Annotated in this window: 14 protein-coding genes; 4 read left to right on the top strand and 10 right to left on the bottom strand. The window is 40.9% G+C overall.

Features of this window, described 5'->3' with window-relative positions:
- Positions 1 to 102 precede the first annotated feature (102 nt).
- Entirely contained in the window at positions 103 to 1,152 is a 1,050-nt protein-coding gene (locus I8752_RS12375; RefSeq protein ID WP_214432620.1) for a D-alanine--D-alanine ligase family protein, read from the bottom strand.
- Between the two features lie 716 nt (positions 1,153 to 1,868).
- Here I8752_RS12375 and I8752_RS12370 point away from each other — a divergent pair.
- Positions 1,869 to 2,669, top strand: a complete 801-nt coding sequence (locus tag I8752_RS12370) for a phytanoyl-CoA dioxygenase family protein (RefSeq protein WP_214432619.1) — start codon at positions 1,869 to 1,871, stop codon at positions 2,667 to 2,669.
- 250 nt (positions 2,670 to 2,919) lie between these two features.
- Here the strand turns inward: I8752_RS12370 and I8752_RS12365 are convergent, their stop codons facing one another.
- The 4 genes from I8752_RS12365 to I8752_RS12350 form a co-directional block, all read right to left on the bottom strand.
- Positions 2,920 to 4,314, bottom strand: coding sequence for an ATP-grasp domain-containing protein (locus tag I8752_RS12365; protein WP_214432618.1), 1,395 nt, complete (start codon positions 4,312 to 4,314; stop codon positions 2,920 to 2,922).
- Positions 4,315 to 4,325: 11 nt separating this feature from the next.
- Complete coding sequence (locus I8752_RS12360; RefSeq protein ID WP_214432617.1) at positions 4,326 to 5,165, bottom strand: O-methyltransferase; 840 nt, start codon at positions 5,163 to 5,165, stop codon at positions 4,326 to 4,328.
- Complete coding sequence (locus I8752_RS12355) at positions 5,165 to 6,400, bottom strand: sedoheptulose 7-phosphate cyclase (protein WP_214432616.1); 1,236 nt, start codon at positions 6,398 to 6,400, stop codon at positions 5,165 to 5,167. The genes I8752_RS12360 and I8752_RS12355 overlap by 1 nt, the downstream gene beginning before the upstream one ends.
- A 306-nt stretch (positions 6,401 to 6,706) precedes the next feature.
- Positions 6,707 to 6,871: a hypothetical protein gene (locus I8752_RS12350; protein ID WP_214432615.1), complete on the bottom strand. Its 165-nt coding sequence runs from the start codon at positions 6,869 to 6,871 to the stop codon at positions 6,707 to 6,709.
- Between the two features lie 873 nt (positions 6,872 to 7,744).
- Between I8752_RS12350 and I8752_RS12345 the strand changes: the two genes are divergently transcribed.
- Positions 7,745 to 8,218, top strand: coding sequence for a TspO/MBR family protein (locus I8752_RS12345; RefSeq protein WP_214432614.1), 474 nt, complete (start codon positions 7,745 to 7,747; stop codon positions 8,216 to 8,218).
- A gap of 57 nt (positions 8,219 to 8,275) precedes the next feature.
- On the opposite strand, the gene I8752_RS12340 is transcribed toward I8752_RS12345, so the two are convergent.
- Positions 8,276 to 8,983 (bottom strand): M15 family metallopeptidase, encoded by a 708-nt coding sequence (locus I8752_RS12340; RefSeq protein ID WP_214432613.1) that lies wholly within the window; start codon positions 8,981 to 8,983, stop codon positions 8,276 to 8,278.
- A gap of 426 nt (positions 8,984 to 9,409) precedes the next feature.
- Positions 9,410 to 10,636 carry a hypothetical protein gene (locus I8752_RS12335; protein ID WP_214432612.1) on the bottom strand — a complete coding sequence of 409 codons (1,227 nt, stop codon included), beginning with the start codon at positions 10,634 to 10,636 and terminating at the stop codon, positions 9,410 to 9,412.
- A 542-nt stretch (positions 10,637 to 11,178) separates the two neighbouring features.
- Between I8752_RS12335 and I8752_RS12330 the strand changes: the two genes are divergently transcribed.
- Entirely contained in the window at positions 11,179 to 11,799 is a 621-nt protein-coding gene (locus tag I8752_RS12330) for a CP12 domain-containing protein (RefSeq protein WP_214432611.1), read from the top strand.
- Between the two features lie 200 nt (positions 11,800 to 11,999).
- Here the strand turns inward: I8752_RS12330 and I8752_RS12325 are convergent, their stop codons facing one another.
- From I8752_RS12325 to I8752_RS12315, 3 genes are all read right to left on the bottom strand, one after another.
- The gene (locus I8752_RS12325) at positions 12,000 to 13,115 is read right to left on the bottom strand and encodes an LptF/LptG family permease (protein ID WP_214432629.1); all 1,116 of its coding nucleotides are present in this window, start codon (positions 13,113 to 13,115) and stop codon (positions 12,000 to 12,002) included.
- 322 nt (positions 13,116 to 13,437) lie between these two features.
- Complete coding sequence (lptB, locus tag I8752_RS12320) at positions 13,438 to 14,166, bottom strand: LPS export ABC transporter ATP-binding protein (protein ID WP_214432610.1); 729 nt, start codon at positions 14,164 to 14,166, stop codon at positions 13,438 to 13,440.
- A gap of 28 nt (positions 14,167 to 14,194) precedes the next feature.
- Positions 14,195 to 14,692, bottom strand: a complete 498-nt coding sequence (locus I8752_RS12315; protein ID WP_214432609.1) for an LptA/OstA family protein — start codon at positions 14,690 to 14,692, stop codon at positions 14,195 to 14,197.
- A 455-nt stretch (positions 14,693 to 15,147) separates the two neighbouring features.
- Between I8752_RS12315 and I8752_RS12310 the strand changes: the two genes are divergently transcribed.
- On the top strand, positions 15,148 to 16,005 hold the full coding sequence (locus I8752_RS12310; RefSeq protein WP_214432608.1) for a tetratricopeptide repeat protein: 858 nt from the start codon (positions 15,148 to 15,150) through the stop codon (positions 16,003 to 16,005).
- Positions 16,006 to 16,120 lie beyond the last annotated feature (115 nt).

Here is a 16,120-nt window from a genome sequence, read left to right as displayed (position 1 = left end):
CGCAGTTTTTTGCTTGACTCAAAAAAAGTAGCGATCGCAATTCACATTGACCTGGGGTTGGAGGTGGGGTTTGCAAGAGGTCTAATAACTAACCTCTATTTACTAACAATTTGATAACACTTTATTATTGCTACCTAACGTTTCATTGATAGCCATTATTAATAAATCATCTAGAGAGATTTTCACTACTTTCGCCATAGAGGGAATCACGCTTTTGGGGGCAAAAGAACAATACAACCCGGCTTCTAAGAACCAAGGTTGTCCGTTGGGGTCGATGCGGAAGTCAAATAAACTGTAGTGGCGACAGCCCAAAGCCTTGTGACACTTCTTAGCTACTTGCTGAACTTTTTGGGTTATCGGGTCGTTAGGATCTACAATCCAAGACTTGTTATTATCTTTAGCGGTGAAATGCAAATTGCCATCGTCTGTTTGTTTGAGTTTGTCAGCATAGCTGCGGATGGGTTTTTCTTGGGGATCTAGCATATACTCTTCTAGGGGTAAACCGATTAACTCCCCATCTTTAACAAAGATAGCGCCTCTGACTTCTCGACCGAGTTCGATAAACTCTTCTACTATCGCTTCATCTCCATGTTCAAATGCTTTCTTCAAGGCAGCATCATATTCGCTAGCGTCTTTGACTAACGACAGTCCGAAAGAGTCAGCAGAATTTGCAGGTTTGATGACTGCTGGAGGTTTAATTGTGGGAACGTCTCCTGGGCGCAACAGTTCTCCACGAGGCACTTTCACCCCTGCTGCTTGGACAATTGCTTTGGTTCTAGCTTTGTGGTTCGCTATTGCCATGATATCTGGAGTGTTGCCTATATAAGGAATCTTCAGCAGATCGAATAGCGCGCGGTAATGCGTCATTCCAGGGATACAAAACATGTGTGGCAACATGAGGTCAATGTTTTGTGTTGTGAGAAACTCTATAGCCTCAAACACAGGCATCGGTTTGGCTAGAGCAATATCTTCAGGACTGAGAGAGCGAGGAAATCGCCAGTGGCGATCGGGTGTAATATATGCGATCGCAAAGTCATAGCGCGATCGATTTGCCGTTGCTTCCAAACAACCTTGGGCGTAAAGGCGTGACAATTCACAATAAAAATCATTGTCCGCAGACCCAACTAAATGAAGGATACGAAGTACTGGCATAATTCATCTTCCTATGTATCGTGATAACAATGTTTAGTAGTTCACTAACTTGTAGTACGCAAACTATAAAAATGGAAATAGTCTATTCGCTACGTTTTGAAATACAGCGCTTTTGAGGTACATGAGGTACACCAATTTCAGGGATAGTTTTTAAACTGTGAACTTGAGTCTGTTGCTGTACCTCATAAACATCGAATCTGCTGTAAATTACTTGTTCTGTCGAGCGTAAGCAATTTAAAAATTAAAGTCATACCTTAAGAGGTTGAAAAATTATTTTTTATGCATGTTAATTTAATTTCAATTTTGTCATTACCATAAAAATAACCCTCATTATCTAATTAGTCTTTTTAAGAATTAAGCAAAATAATGATGTAAGCTCTTACTCTTATAATTAGCATTATTTGTCCAAAGCATTGTCATAAATCTGGGTAGTTACAGTTAATTTATTGGTTAAAAATACAAAATAAAAATCTTGTACTAAAGCTAGATATTTATCCAACTATAGGAAGAATTACTAACTTAATCTCTACTCTATACTAGAAAAGCTTTGTGACATAGTTAATGTTAATAAAGCAGGCTCTCAAAATTTGTTGTTGATAAGCTGATATGTATTTTATTTGCAGTCTGGTTATAACTTCTATTCCAATTGGCAATTTAAATACCGATTAGCTTATCTGAGCCAAAACAATTAAATTTCAAAATCTCAAAAAGTGACGATGCTTAAGGTAGACACTTCAAAAATCAGTTCCCAACAAATCGAAGCTTTCCAGCGAGACGGCGTTATCTGCGTCAGAAATGTTTTAGATAACATCTGGATAAAACGGATGCAAACCGCTGTTGACAAGAATGTATCAGTGCCTGGCCCTCTAGAAGTTAAAGGCATCCCCAGAGCAGAAGGTAGCGTAGAACATACCAGTAGTTTATGGCTTACTGATGCCGATTTTCGTGCTTTAGCTTTTGAATCTCCGTTAGCAATGCTTGCTGCTCTAGTATTGAAGTCGCAAAAATTGAATTTTTTGACTGATGGTTTTTTTGTTAAAAAACCGAAACAAAACAGTCGTGTCGGCTGGCATAACGACTTACCTTACTGGCCTATAGAAGGTTGGCAGTGTTGTAAAATCTGGCTGGCTTTAGATAGCGTCAATCAAGAAAATGGCCGATTAGAGTACATTAAAGCCTCTCATCGATGGGGCAAAGAGTTACGCGAAGGAGCGAACCCTTCCTGGTTTGTAGAGCCAGAGCCTCACGAAATTTTGTCTTGGGATATGGAGCCTGGAGATTGTTTGGTTCATCATTTTCTCACAATTCATCATTCAGTAACTAACATATCTTCCACACAACGACGTGCAGTGGTGACAAATTGGGTTGGCGATGATGTTACTTATTATCACCGCCCGAAAGCGTGGCCTTTCATCCCTCTTGAGGAAATCGATCTACCAGAGTTTAATTCATTCAAAGCCAAAAAACCTGGCGATCCGATAGACTGCGATATGTTTCCTAGAGTTAAATATCGCTAGTTGGCAATTCCTACGATTAAAGTATTAGTATTCAGTAAACCCTAATCAAGCAACTTGCAATTTTTAGGAAAAAGGAAATTCGATTTTCTCGTTTTTCCTAATTACTGAATACTTAGTAAAGTTTACATTTAAGCGTAAGAATAGTTTGAAACAATATTCAAGTAGTCCAACAAATTTAGAACCTTTTTGATGTATCAGTGCCTTTGTGGTTAAAGATTTTTTAAACACCAAGACACTAAGACACAAAGTTTTAATCTCCTCCCGATTCCACCAGCTTACCGATATTGAAGTCTATCCGCGTCCAGCCTTTGAGTTGACGCAAGTTCTTGAGTAAGAGTAGGGGAATTTGCCAGTGATGCACCATTAAAAATGGCAAAGGGTCGTCTGATTTATAAACTGCATCAGTTCCCCGCCAAATATTCCAAATCCATTTTTTCAACTGTGTGAAAGAACGGATACCAGTCAAACGCCAAACCTCGTGATAAGTCCAATAAGTGGGTTTGCTTGTTGCCAATGGCTGTAAAGTTTCAGCCATAGGTTGTTGGTCGAGGTAGGCTTGGGCAACCTGTGGGTGATTGTAGAAAGTAGTAATTGCGGAGTGAGTCCGTGGGTTGCACTCAATGGCGTAAACTGTACCGTCCTCAGCTTGGATGAAGTCGAAAGAAACTTGTCCTGTCAGTTTTAGTTCTTTGACAAAATGCTTCACCCATTCTTGAATTCTAGGATTTTCAACGTTTTCATAATTGACTTGAAACGCTGAAGATTCGCAACAGCAATGTAATCTAAGTTCGCCATTTCGCACAGTGCTATGGGTGCAAAATTCCTTGCCAGGGATAAATTCTTGCATTATCCACGGCTTATCTGGACTTATAGGCAAACTTCTCACAAATGCTGCTGTTTCCTCAAAGGTGGCACAGGGAAGTTTAGTTAAATCCAAACGCCGCACTGAGTCGTAAGCAATGCTTTTGAGGATGTATTTGCGAGATTCACCGGAAAAGTCAAAATTCAAGACTTGTTCGGCAGAAGTAATTTTGAAGGATTTGGGTACTGATAAATTAAGCGATCGCGCTATTTCTGCAAGCGCAAATTTATCATCTAACTTTTGGGTAACATCTGCATCAAAGTGAAATACTTCGCAATATTGCGATAGCACTGGTTTTGCTAAAGAGTCGTAGTAGCTACCTACTGGACTGGTAACAGGTATATAGACATCAATGTTTTCTTGCTGAATGATGTCTACTAAAGCCTGGATATAGCGTTCTGGGTTTTCCTGGGGAGCGGGAACTGTATAAAATTTATCTACCGCTTGAGAAAAACGATGACCTGATAGCCAGTACTTGTGCGTTTCTAACAAAATCACTCTGTGTCCGGCAGCGTGAAATGACCGTGCTAGTTGTAAAGCTTTGGTCATTTTACCGCCGCTAATCAGGATATTTTTGGAGTTTGCGGCTTTAGTCGCTGAAGGTTGAAAGGGACGCGAGATAGCATTCCCCAGCAGAGAGATAAAAACGATGCTGGCATTAATTGGCAGTGCTAGCAATAACAAAGCCAAAGTACCGATATTTTGGATAAACGCAGCTATTTTTGTCTCTGAAGTCAGAGACGGTGTAGCAGGTGAGGAAGTAAAAGAAATCGATTGTGCCATACTCAATCAAGCTACGGATGTACTCTGCGGATAATTGTCAAGCCATCTCGCAGTGGCAACAAGACTTGTTCTACACGGGGGTCAAGAGCTACTGTACGATTAAATTGGGCGATCGCTTCACCGTTAACAGTGCGTTCTTGTGCGGGTAAATATACTTCTCCTTGCAGGAGCGTGTTATCGACACAGATAAACCCATCAGGTGCTAGCAAATTGGTATTTAGCAAGATGTAGAAGTACGCGGTGTACTCTCGTTTATCGGCATCGATAAATACTAAGTCGAATGATTCCCCAGACTCTGCTAATTTATGCAGAGTTTCTAAGGCGGAACCCAGTTCTACACGAATTTTTGCACCGTCGGGAGAGCGCTCAAAAGCTGCTTGTGCAACTTCGGCTGCGTAAGGGTCTACTTCACAAGCAACTAAAAGTCCATCCGCAGGTAATGCTTCTGCCATCGCCAATGCAGAGTAACCAGTAAACATCCCGATTTCGAGAACTTTTTTCGCTTTGGTCATCCGAACAAACATTTTCAAGATTTGTCCTTCTATATGACCAGACAGCATTTCCTGCTCTAGCGGACGCACGGTTGTGCCTTCTGTAAAGTGTTCGCCCCACGCTTCTGTTGCTGTTTTTTGGGCAAGTGCAGCTAAAGCAGCCGATTCTTGGGTGGTGCATTCTTCTAAGTAAGGGTCTAAACCTGCTGCTAAACACCATGCTTGATTGATGTTATTGACTAACTCTGCTGGTAAGTCTGGGCGTTGGTTTATCTCTTTTACAGCAGCTTCTAGCTTCTTAGTTAAGATTCCCAATGGTGTGACAGGTCTAGCTATCGGTTTTGCAATTACACCAGACATTAGTTTGCACTCCCGACTAATTCTTTTTGAGAGCTACCAGGGTACATCTCTACACCCTCACCACCACGAGGATAGGTGATGCAAAGTTCTTTGTGTTGAGCTAAAGCTGTTGCTAATTCTTCGCGTGTGAAGTCGTTAACAAAGAAGCAATTACCAATAGGACTGGGTACGGCGGCTCGTTGCAAACCATCACGAGTCAAGCTAATTGATTGAGTAGCGCGCCATAAAAGCTCGTCGTCTAACAAAGGATGGTCAAGAGCTAGACCGATGCGACTCATTAATCCTAAGATGCGATCGCGTTCTTGGTTGGTAATATAGCCTCTTAATGCAGCAATGGTGGCAGATAACGCCATATCAATATTGACAGCATGTCCGTGGAACATTGGTATATGGGGCGCAAGTTCCAAAGTCGGACTCCAAGTATGACCGTAAGCAATTATTCTGTCTAGGTCTAACTCATGCAGGTTGGGTACTTCCAACTCCAGCATTTTTTTGATAGCTTTGTAAGTCAGTTGATGAGCTATTTCTTTGATTTCTGGAGTTGCATCAATATTGCCGAAGTGGGTACGAAGTAGTTCTTCCCCATACTTTTCCAACAGTTCAAACACTTCTTTGTGAGCAACTACAGCGATTTTGACTAATTCCGCCATGCCATTACGCACTTGGTCTGTTGGCAAAGTACCTAAGAAAGAGAAATCTAAAAATACTTTTTGGGAAGCATGATAAGCACCCAAACGGTTTTTTAATTTTTTATGGTTAACCGCTACCTTGATGGCAACACTAGCATCTATTAAACCAATCAAAGTTGTAGGAATACGAATGTAATTGCTGCTGCGGCGATAGGCAGAACAGGCAAAACCTACAACATCCGTAATTAAACCGCCACCCACTACTAAAACTGGTTCTTTGCGAACTAATCGGAAGTCTGCAAAGGCATCTATAACTTTCTCAAAACTTTGGATGGTTTTGTTTGTCTCGGTTATGGTAATCGGGAAAAGTGTGAGGTCAATCCCGTAATACTGAAAGTAATCTTGAATTTGAGAACCGTAAAAACGACTCACGTTAGCATCTACAACAGTCAAACATCGGCCAAAACTTTTATATATATCTGCAAGTTCTTGATTTCTAATGTCAAAAACCCCATCTACATAAACTAAGTCGTACTCAATTTTTTCATAACCTTCTACATGAAACGCATTTGCAGAGGTTTCAAGCTTTGTTTGGACGATGCTCATTATTTTTTCCTTGCAGTAAGAAATGTTGTCACAGTGTTAATTTCTGTGTTTAGTTAGATGCTCAATTACTTCCAAAAGGGCAAGCTTTGCTAAAAATTCACAGCAGACATCAGCCTCAATTTAATAGTAAAAAGAGGTAATTAGCAAAGCCTTGGACGATTGCAAAGCTCAGCAATTCCAAAAGTAAGCGCCAAATATTGAACGCGTCTACTGTCGTAAATGCAGCAAAAATGTCATGAGTCTTTTTTGAAGCCGATGGCTCCTAAAAAACCAAATAGATAGAGTTTCATGAATTTTATCTCATGCTTAAGGAGCGATTGCTAATAAAACTAGCCCAAAATAATTACGGACTTTTACCAGATGAGTAATGGAATAATTTGCGAGTAAACGAGAGTAGTTTTCTAACTTACTCAAAGCGTTTAAAACTTTTCTCGCATTTTCAAACATACCATTGTTTGCCAATTCTTGCATCGACTTACTCTAATTTTCTATAACAAAGATTGAAATTAGTCTATGAATGATTGCTTCAATAGGCTTCAAGCTTTGCTTAGACGATGCTAATTATTTTTGTCATTAACACAACAAAGGCAATACAATTTTGCTTCTATTGTTAATTCAATATAAGCTAAATCGACAATAGAAAAGTATGTACTAGAAGTCTGCACTCATTAAAACCTCTCTAATTTAAGAAGAGGTATCATCAGAGTATTTCAATGATATTACAAAGTTGGGCATACCAAAGTAGAGCGCGAAATGTTACACGCACTTGCTTTCGCCACCTTAGTAAAAATGTCAAGAGTCTTTTTTGAACCCGATGGCTCCTAAGAAGCCAAATAAATGAAGTTTCATGAATTATCTCTCATTTTCAAAGCGTTAGCATTAGACATAGTCCTAGAAATTTGCGAACCTCTAACGCAGGATGAGTGGGTTTTAGGCAACATCTGATAGTTGTTTTACCTACTCAGAACGCTTAATAAGTAATTTACGTTTCTAAACATAACACTGTTTGTAAATTAATGCACCTATACCAAAGATACATTTACTACACACAAAGATAGATTTTTCTAATTTTGATATTTCAATAAATTAAATAGAAATTACAAGCTGCAAAGTAATTTTACTTATTGACAAAATAATACATTTGTCCGTATTAATAAATTCCCAGTTGTAGCATATTTCAATTAATTGAACTACATTACTGCCCATCTTAACCGTGGTCTGTAAACTTGAAAATCACTCTAATTTAGGTATTGAGATTCAAACCAGCGACTGATTAAACCTATGCCTGAAATTGTCAAACTTGCAGTGTAGGAATTGACAAAACACAGGGATAAGGGTAAAAGTATGATTTCATCTTGGATAGTGATCGCAGCTGTAACTTTCTTAATTGCGATTGGTAGTTTTTTGATTACACCCCGCGATGTCAAATGGTTTGTACAGTTGAGCCGCCCTCAATGGCTAGTTTTTGAACCATTTATCCCACTTATTTGGACTGTCATTTTCATTTGCGGTGCGGCTTCAGCTAATATTGTTTGGCAAAAAAATCCAGGAAGCTTAATTACTTGGCTGCTAATGGGTTTATACCTTTTGGTAGAAATAATCACTGTGGCTTACATACCTCTAATGTTAAGGTTTCGCAGTCTCAAAACTGGTGAAATTATTGGGTTAGTTGGTCTAATTTCTGCCATAGTTTTAGCAGTGTGTGTTTTACCAATTTCTGGATTAGCCACAATACTGCTTATACCCTACTTAGTTTGGAGTCCTATTGGAGCCTACACCACTGAAGAATTAAGACAGTTAAATCCTGAAGATGCGTAGGCAGAAGCTAGCTGAAGTATATGAGAGAAACTAATCACAACTGACAACAAGCAACACTCATATAATACGGCCATAGCAGGCTGTAAAAAAATCAGCGGGATTAACTTGATTATTCAGCCAAGCCCACATTTGATCTCCAAAAGAAAAATGCCACCACTCTTTGGGGTTGCGTTGAAATCCGGCTTTGAGCATCACATCTCGCAACAACTGACGGTAGGCATGATACTCTTGAGCCTGTGGGTGGGAACTATTGGCATAGTAATCGGGATGCGATCGCTCTGACAATTCATCAATCGGCGAACCCATATTTACTATTTGCCCTGTATCGTTTACTAGCGTCACGTCCACCGCTGCACCTGTGCTGTGGGGTGGCGGAGTTTGTATATCCAAACTGGGTACAGCCCAAATTTCATAAACCAACTCCCAAATTTCTTGGCGTTGGTTTGGCGATAACTCTACCTCATTCAGCCCTCGCTGCTGTACTGCTTCCGCAAAGCTGTAATTTACCATAAACTCCTGTACGGCCACTGGGCGATAAGCATCAAAGATTTGGATACGCCAGTCAGGAAGTAACAAATGAAGATAATTTTGAGCTTGAATTAAATTGGCGATCGCACTTTGGCGCAGATAATAAGGAGAATGTTCTCCATAAGGCGCACCTAATTTCTCATAGGGATGTGGAGATTCGACTGCAAACAGTTCTAAAGGAATTTTAATTAGTGGTTCGCCACATTCTGCGATCGGGATTTGGTGGTATGGTTTCATCCTGTCAGTATCAGTAAACACCGTCTTTGCAGCCCAAACAAAGTAACCACTATTTTATATAACCATAGATGGGAAAAAGCGTGCAGCTAGCTGTGCGCCCTAATTTTGTAATTTTAGCCGTAGCTACACCCTTTAGACAGTTGTGATTGCTCAAAGCCTGTAAAACAACTGACTCTTGTACAGACGCGTAGACGCTCGTAAGAGCGGTGAGAGAGTCGCAATCTTGGATGCCACTTCCTCCACTTGGGGAGACCCCAAGACCGGAGTGGCTCCGGTTCCCGTCGATTGCGTTAGCGCAGCGTTAGCGACGTTCGCGTAAGCGTCTCCCCTTGGGAGAAGGAGCGTCACTCTCGAACCCGGAGGGCTTCTCGTAAGAGTATAATCGCGTCTCTACTCCTAACTCAGCACTCAGCACTTTGCTATAACTTAAGGATAGGAATAACCATTGCTCTGAACTCCACCTGTGTATTGTCCTGGAATCTGGGGAGGAACTGAGAAATTAGACTGTGGTGGTTGATTAGATCCTAGCCAGATAGTACGACCGAAATTGTTGACTACTACTGGGGTTCTATATGGAACAAGGTTTGGGTTGAGAGTCTGGCTGGAATAAGGCGAAATATTGTTCGATGGTGCAGAGTTGACAGGCTGTGTCGCTGGTGTTGTTTGTACTTGAGCGGGCAAAGCTTGGCTGCTATTTAAGTTATTGTAGGAATTTAGCGGTTGATTTGCATTCGGCTGAGTGTAGCCCGTACTACTGTTTAGTGGGGTGTTAAGCGAAAAAGTTTGATTGGGCGATACTTGAGCGTTATTTAAATTATTGGAGGAATTTAGAGTTTGGTTGGGTGCAGTCGGCTGAACGTAACCCGTCCCAGTGTTTAGCTGTGTAGTCGGCGACGAATTCTGGCTAGGTAAATTGTTAGTGTATGGCGGCTGCATTCCTCCATAAGAGTTGTAACCAAGGGTATTGGGTTGACTCGAACTTGTGCCATCAAGGCTTGAAAGTGGCTGGTTTGCTGTTTGATTTAATGGTGCTGGTAAAGAGCCGATTGAATTTTGATTTTGACTGTCATTAACTTGATTAACTCCAGTTCCTACCTTAGAAGATGTTTGTCCTATCCCTATTGGTTCAGGAGATGCAGTTAAAGATTTAACACCTGAAAATTGACTGCCATTATCAAATGTGCCAAACTGCAACAAATTTTGTGCTTGCAACACGAAGGGATTTTGTTCCTTGGGAACTGGTACCTCGTTAGATGTCTCTAGACTGTAATTAGATTTTGACCCTTTGGCAGACTGTTGTTTGCTAATTACATCCAATACACTTTTGCTTTTGTTTGCTTGATTATCCTTGGAATCATTTACCGTTATCGGCAAACTTCCTTGCTGCAAGTCACTATATAAAGTTGGTAAATTATCAATGTCAGCCGCGATCGCTTTATCTTCATCTGTAAGGGAAGAGTTATTTTGCTGTACGGAGGTGACTTGTTTATTTTGATTGCGAGCAAACAAATCTGGATTAGACCAGTATTCTCGAATGACTAACCCGACTACAGATAAAAATATTGCAGTACCCCAAATACTAGGTTTAGCTAAAATCCGTAACCTGGCTTTGAGATAGCGTAAGTAAGCGGGAGGATAATGACGGTGTGACATGGCTGATAACGCATAAATACTTGTAGCGATCGTTGACTGATGACTGTCAACAGTGTGTTTGGGTTAATATGCAATTTTCTTACTTAACAGCTTATCTCAATTGAAGTTAAGTAGTAATTTCATCCTAGCCTTTCGGTATTTATTTAGTCATTAGGAATAAGTATGTATTCTTCTAAAATTATTATTTATTTATTCTAATTCTGGAACTCCTGACTCGAAACTCTAACTCCTGACTGAGATTTTGAGCTTTGGTCACTTTGGATATCATCAGGAATCGCAAGCTGCATTAATTTATTGGTGTGGCTAGCCAAATTTTCAATTCAATCACTCTCTAGTCAGCTTGGCGGAAATAAGGATAACATGCAAAATGCTGCAAAAGCTGAGAAATAAAGCATTTTTAATCTTTAATTCCGCGTAGCAGTACTAGTTACTCAAGTTTGCGCTGTCATGCTTCTATACGCCCGTGATACCCATTCGCTTGTAGCAATATTTGAAAAACGGTATAAGCACCGCACCGTAATATTTACCAGGAGACTACAGCAATGATGAAAGCTGAAGATATCATGACCAAGGATGTAGTTACCATTCGCGGTTCGGCGACTGTCGCTGAAGCAGTGGGGCTGATGAAGGAAAAAGGATTGCGCGCTCTAGTTGTAGATCGTCGCTATGATGATGATGCCTATGGCATCGTTACTGAAACGGATATTGTTTATAAGGTAATAGCTTACGGTAAAGACCCCAAGCAAATAAGAGTTTACGAAATTATGAGCAAACCCTGCATAGTCGTAAATCCTGAGTTGGGTGTGGAATATGTAGCAAGGTTGTTTGCCAGATTAAATATCCACAGAGCACCCGTGATTCAAGGCAAGTTGTTGGGGATTATCTCGATTAGCGACATTTTGACCAAGAGCAACTTTGTGGAAACACCAAAAGCACTATTTCTGGAGACGAGAATTCAAAAAGCAATTGAGGAGGCTCGTGCCATTTGTACCGAACATGGTGCTTATTCTAAAGCTTGTGCCAATGCTTGGGATGAAGTAGAAGAACTCCAAGCAGAAGCCGCTCACCAAAAATCTGAAAGCATGGTCTCAGCCAAAATGTCTTTTGAAGAATACTGTAAGGATAATCCAGATGCACCTGAATGTCGAAATTACCATCCTTGATTGTAAGTGAGGGATCAAGAAACTGGGGAAGACAGGGAAAAGGACAAATATTCTTAGGGAACTCCAAAAAATAAATTATTCCGCTTCAAGTTGTTGACTGTTCACAATTAACAGTCAACCGTCAACAATAACAATGGAATATTTTTTCACTTGGAAGTCCCTTATGTATCCCTTTTTCCCTACCCCTTATCTGTTTTAATTTACCGTTTGGCTACCCGTATTAATAAGAATGCACCTACTATAAAAAATATAAAGTTGGGCAACCACGCTCCCATAAAAGGAGAGAGGATACCTACTTGGGCGATCGCACCACTCATAAAGAAAATTAGGTAGTATGAAAAAATCACTACCACGCAAATAGCAAAACTTGTTCCTCGCCCAGTGCGCTGAGGTCTACTTCCCATCGCTGAACCGACCAAACCGAAAACTACACATACAAAGGGCAAGGAAATTTTTTGTTGAATCCGGACTTGGAGTTTACGAATTTTTTGGAGATCGCCCCCAAGTCGTTCTACTGTTAGTTGTTCTAGCGCTTCACTAATATTCATCTCACCATAACTGCGGTTTTTTTCTGTCAGAGTTAATGGTGTCCGGGGTAGTTGCAGTTGTTGATGTTCAAACCGCAAAATGTTGCGATAAGAGCTATCCGCAGCTACTAAATAAATTGTGCCGTTATAAAAATCCCAAACGCTTTGAACGCCATTCCATTGAGCTGATTCTGCTACGACAATTTGATTTAAGCCTTTGGTGGAACGATCTATAATTGTTAAGCCTTTCATCCGCTTACCATCAAACTGGTCAGCATAAAATAAGCGTAATAGTATTTTGTTATTAGTACCATCTGGCTGAGGATCGTCCCGGTATTCGGGATAAAAGATATTTTGCTGTTTTAAAATTGGCTTATCGGACTGGAGAGCATTATTCAAGGTGACATTTGCTTGATATTTTGCCGCTGGTGCAATTTGCTCGTTAAACAAAAATGTTATGCCTGTGGCTATAAAACTCAAGATCACTGCTGTGAACACCATCCGATAGACACTTACCCCACAGCCACGTAGCGCAATTAGTTCGCTCTCGCTAGAAAGACGACTGTAGGTCATCAAACAAGCTAGCAGCGTAGACATAGGGAAAGCTAAAACGATGAATTCTGGCAGCTGTAACAAAAAAACTTGAATAGCGATCTCTACAGGTAGCCCAGACTCTACTATTTTTCTGACTAAATCGAATACAGCATCAACCGTGACACCAATTGATGAAAAAGCTCCTACGCCAAATAAAAATGTTGGGATCAATTCGCTAGTCAAGTAGCGATCCATGATTGTAAAAGGCAGCAGCGAATGGAGGCTATAAAAAGACTTGAGCTTCGTTGACATAATAAGCGATTTGAAAAATTAAACACGGGTGACGCAGTGATACAAGCACATCTAATCCCAGTAGCTTAATGAAAAGTGCAAAATCAATTATGAATAAATAGTTAATACCATTTCCATATTAGGATGCATACAAACAACCCCATTGCCTGTGGTTCCTCTCTTTGGTAAGGGGAAGTTGGAAGGGTGCAAATTTATGTACAACTTCACAAAGAATTAGTATAAGTATAAAAAATTCCCTTTTAATTATTAACAAAATATTGATAATTTAGGCTAGGAAGTTGTCGCCCAAGTAATATTGCCGCACGAGGGGGTTATTGTAAAGTTCTTCAGCAGTGCCAAAGGCGAGAATTTGTCCCTCACGCATAATGTAGGCGCGATCGGTAATCGCTAAGGTTTCGCGGACATTGTGATCTGTGATTAAAATACCCATACCGCGATCGCTTAGTTGTGCCACAATTTGCTGAATTTCCGAAACTGCAATCGGATCGACTCCCGCAAATGGTTCGTCCAAAAGTAAAAATTTCGGCCCTTCTTGTCCTGCTGCTAAGGCTCTTGCCAATTCCGTTCGCCGTCTCTCGCCACCAGAAAGTTGAATTCCCTTACTATTAGCTACTTTTTCCAAGCGAAACTCCTGCAATAAAGTTTGTAATCGCTTTGGCCACTCCCAGCGTGGCACATTGGTTTGCTCTAGCACGAGAAGAATATTGTCTTGTACGCTGAGTTGACGAAAAACACTTGCTTCTTGAGCTAGATAGCCAATGCCTAATCGCGCCCGTTTGTGCATTGGCAGACTAGTAATTTCTAAATTATCCAGCCAGACTCTTCCCTGATTGGGTTTTTCTAAACCACTAGCAATGTAAAAGGTCGTCGTTTTACCTGCACCATTCGGGCCTAATAAACCGACGACTTCGCCTTGCCCTATGGAAAGGTTGACGCGATTAACAATCTGTCGCTTGCCGTAAGATTTATGAATATTCTCTAGGACAATTTTCACGATTCGCGCCCTTTGTTGGTAGTAGATGCTAATTAGAACCTTTCAACTTTGGCGTAGTTGGAGCGGGTGCGGTAGATTGTGTCCCATTCTCTGATTCGTTCACCATGTAGATAGATTCTACCTGCTGGTTGGATTCAGGTAAGGCGACAAATCGACCTTCGTCAATTAGATAAGCCACTTTTTCCGCTCGAATACTATTACCACCTTTTTGTAAGATGTAGACATTGCCACTGAGATCGATTCGGCGTTCTTTGGTAAAATATTGTGCTTGGGCAGCTGTTGCTTGAATTCCCCGAGTAGGATACAACATTTGCACATTACCGCGAGCAGTTGCTACTTGGGTTTTGGCGTTATATTCTTGAAAATCAGAGTGGATGGTGAGCGGACTATTTCCTGTAGATGTTTGTGCCGTAGCAGTTTGCACTTGAGTCGGGAAAGCGATAGCTCCTAACAGACTAATTGGTAGCACTAAGGCTAATCCAAAACGATGTATTTGTGAAATGGGCGATTTATAGCAGGACATCATAGTAATTTGAGATTAGGGGTTTTAACTTGTATTAATTATCTCAAGTACTTTCTCCAGAGACAAAAGCTACTATCTGAAATAATTTAGGATAACTACTGGCAGAAATAGTGACGCTTTGCCAAACCTTGAGGTTTCGCCTGTCTCTACATTTGTGATGATACAAGAGCAAGGGGATAAGGGAGCCTTTCAGGGCAGGTTTTTCTTTTTTAAGCACAAGAGAAATAAAACAGGTAGCCCCAAACTGGGGCAAAAGCGACCAAAAGCAAGCGACTGACCCAATAATAAAGCAAGGATAACCTCGATCTAACCACATCGAAAACAACTCAGATTTTGTTGAATTAGGTTAAGGTGATTGATGCAGCTAGTGCTAACGACTATCAACTTTGCTTTTCGTCTAGAGGAGAGATCGTTTAAGCTAGCTGAAAGATTATTTGATTTGGCGAAGAGGCGGTAGTGTGCCAAAAAACGTTGGTTTGATTTCTTTTCTAGTTGTCTGTAGCTTGTTGAGTCTGCCCAAAGCAGTCCGCGCACAGGCACTAACACCTTATACACTGCAACTAGATGCAGCAAAGTTGGAAAAGCAGGGGTTGGGTTTAGCACAAGAGGCAGCTCAACTAGGTCAGTTTCAACAGTTTGAGTTAGCTTTGCCACGAGCTAAATTGGCTAGTCAGCTGGCTCCTAAGAACGATAAAGTATGGTTTCTGTTAGGTGGTTTGCAATTGCAAGCTAAAGATTATAATGCGGCGATCGCGGCATTGCAAAAATCGCAATCTCTCAATCCCAAAAATGCCGATGTTTTATTTGCTTTGGGTTCGGCTAATTTTCAACAACAAAAATACCAAGCAGCAATTAGCAACTACCAAGCGGGTTTGCAGTTAAAACCTAACGATCCAGATGGGTTGTTTGATTTGGGTAATACTTACTATATGTTAGGTCGATTGCCAGATGCGATCGCCCAGTATAGTAAAGCCGTTTCTCAAGATAAAAAATTCTGGCCGGCAATTAATAACATTGGTTTAATCAAATACGAACAGGGTGACAAAGAAGCAGCGATTAAACAATGGCAAACTGCTGTGACGCTTGACAAACAAGCAGCCGAACCTTTGTTAGCATTGGCAGTGGCACTTTACGCCAAAGGCGATCGTCAACAAGGTCTGAAAATGGGAGAAACCGCACTCCGCATTGATGGACGCTATGGGGATTTGGATTTCCTCAAGCAAAATCTCTGGGGTCAACGCTTACTCGCTGATACGAAAAAATTCTTGGAATTGCCCAGTATCCAAGCTGCTTTGGAACAACAGCCTAGTAAATAGACCTATGAGCAAAAAGAACTTTTGCATTCTTGTGGTCAAAGGAAAAAGGTTAAAGGGTAAAGGGAAAATAACAAACCTTTCCCCCTTTCCCCCGCCCCTTATCCCCAGAGGGAAC

Source organism: Dendronalium phyllosphericum CENA369 (genome assembly GCF_016056275.1).
Taxonomy (GTDB): domain Bacteria; phylum Cyanobacteriota; class Cyanobacteriia; order Cyanobacteriales; family Nostocaceae; genus Dendronalium; species Dendronalium phyllosphericum.
The sequence above is the reverse complement of the archived record's forward strand: the minus strand, read 5'-3'. Positions and strand labels throughout refer to the sequence as shown.

Coding starts and splice junctions, on each gene's coding strand:
- I8752_RS12330 (WP_214432611.1), top strand. CDS start 11,179: ATGATGAAAGCTGAAGATATCATGACCAAGGATGTAGTTACCATTCGC.
- I8752_RS12370 (WP_214432619.1), top strand. CDS start 1,869: ATGCTTAAGGTAGACACTTCAAAAATCAGTTCCCAACAAATCGAAGCT.
- I8752_RS12340 (WP_214432613.1), bottom strand. CDS start 8,983: ATGAAACCATACCACCAAATCCCGATCGCAGAATGTGGCGAACCACTA.
- I8752_RS12345 (WP_214432614.1), top strand. CDS start 7,745: ATGATTTCATCTTGGATAGTGATCGCAGCTGTAACTTTCTTAATTGCG.
- I8752_RS12375 (WP_214432620.1), bottom strand. CDS start 1,152: ATGCCAGTACTTCGTATCCTTCATTTAGTTGGGTCTGCGGACAATGAT.
- I8752_RS12315 (WP_214432609.1), bottom strand. CDS start 14,692: ATGATGTCCTGCTATAAATCGCCCATTTCACAAATACATCGTTTTGGA.
- I8752_RS12360 (WP_214432617.1), bottom strand. CDS start 5,165: ATGTCTGGTGTAATTGCAAAACCGATAGCTAGACCTGTCACACCATTG.
- I8752_RS12325 (WP_214432629.1), bottom strand. CDS start 13,115: ATGGATCGCTACTTGACTAGCGAATTGATCCCAACATTTTTATTTGGC.
- I8752_RS12350 (WP_214432615.1), bottom strand. CDS start 6,871: ATGCAAGAATTGGCAAACAATGGTATGTTTGAAAATGCGAGAAAAGTT.
- I8752_RS12355 (WP_214432616.1), bottom strand. CDS start 6,400: ATGAGCATCGTCCAAACAAAGCTTGAAACCTCTGCAAATGCGTTTCAT.
- I8752_RS12335 (WP_214432612.1), bottom strand. CDS start 10,636: ATGTCACACCGTCATTATCCTCCCGCTTACTTACGCTATCTCAAAGCC.
- I8752_RS12365 (WP_214432618.1), bottom strand. CDS start 4,314: ATGGCACAATCGATTTCTTTTACTTCCTCACCTGCTACACCGTCTCTG.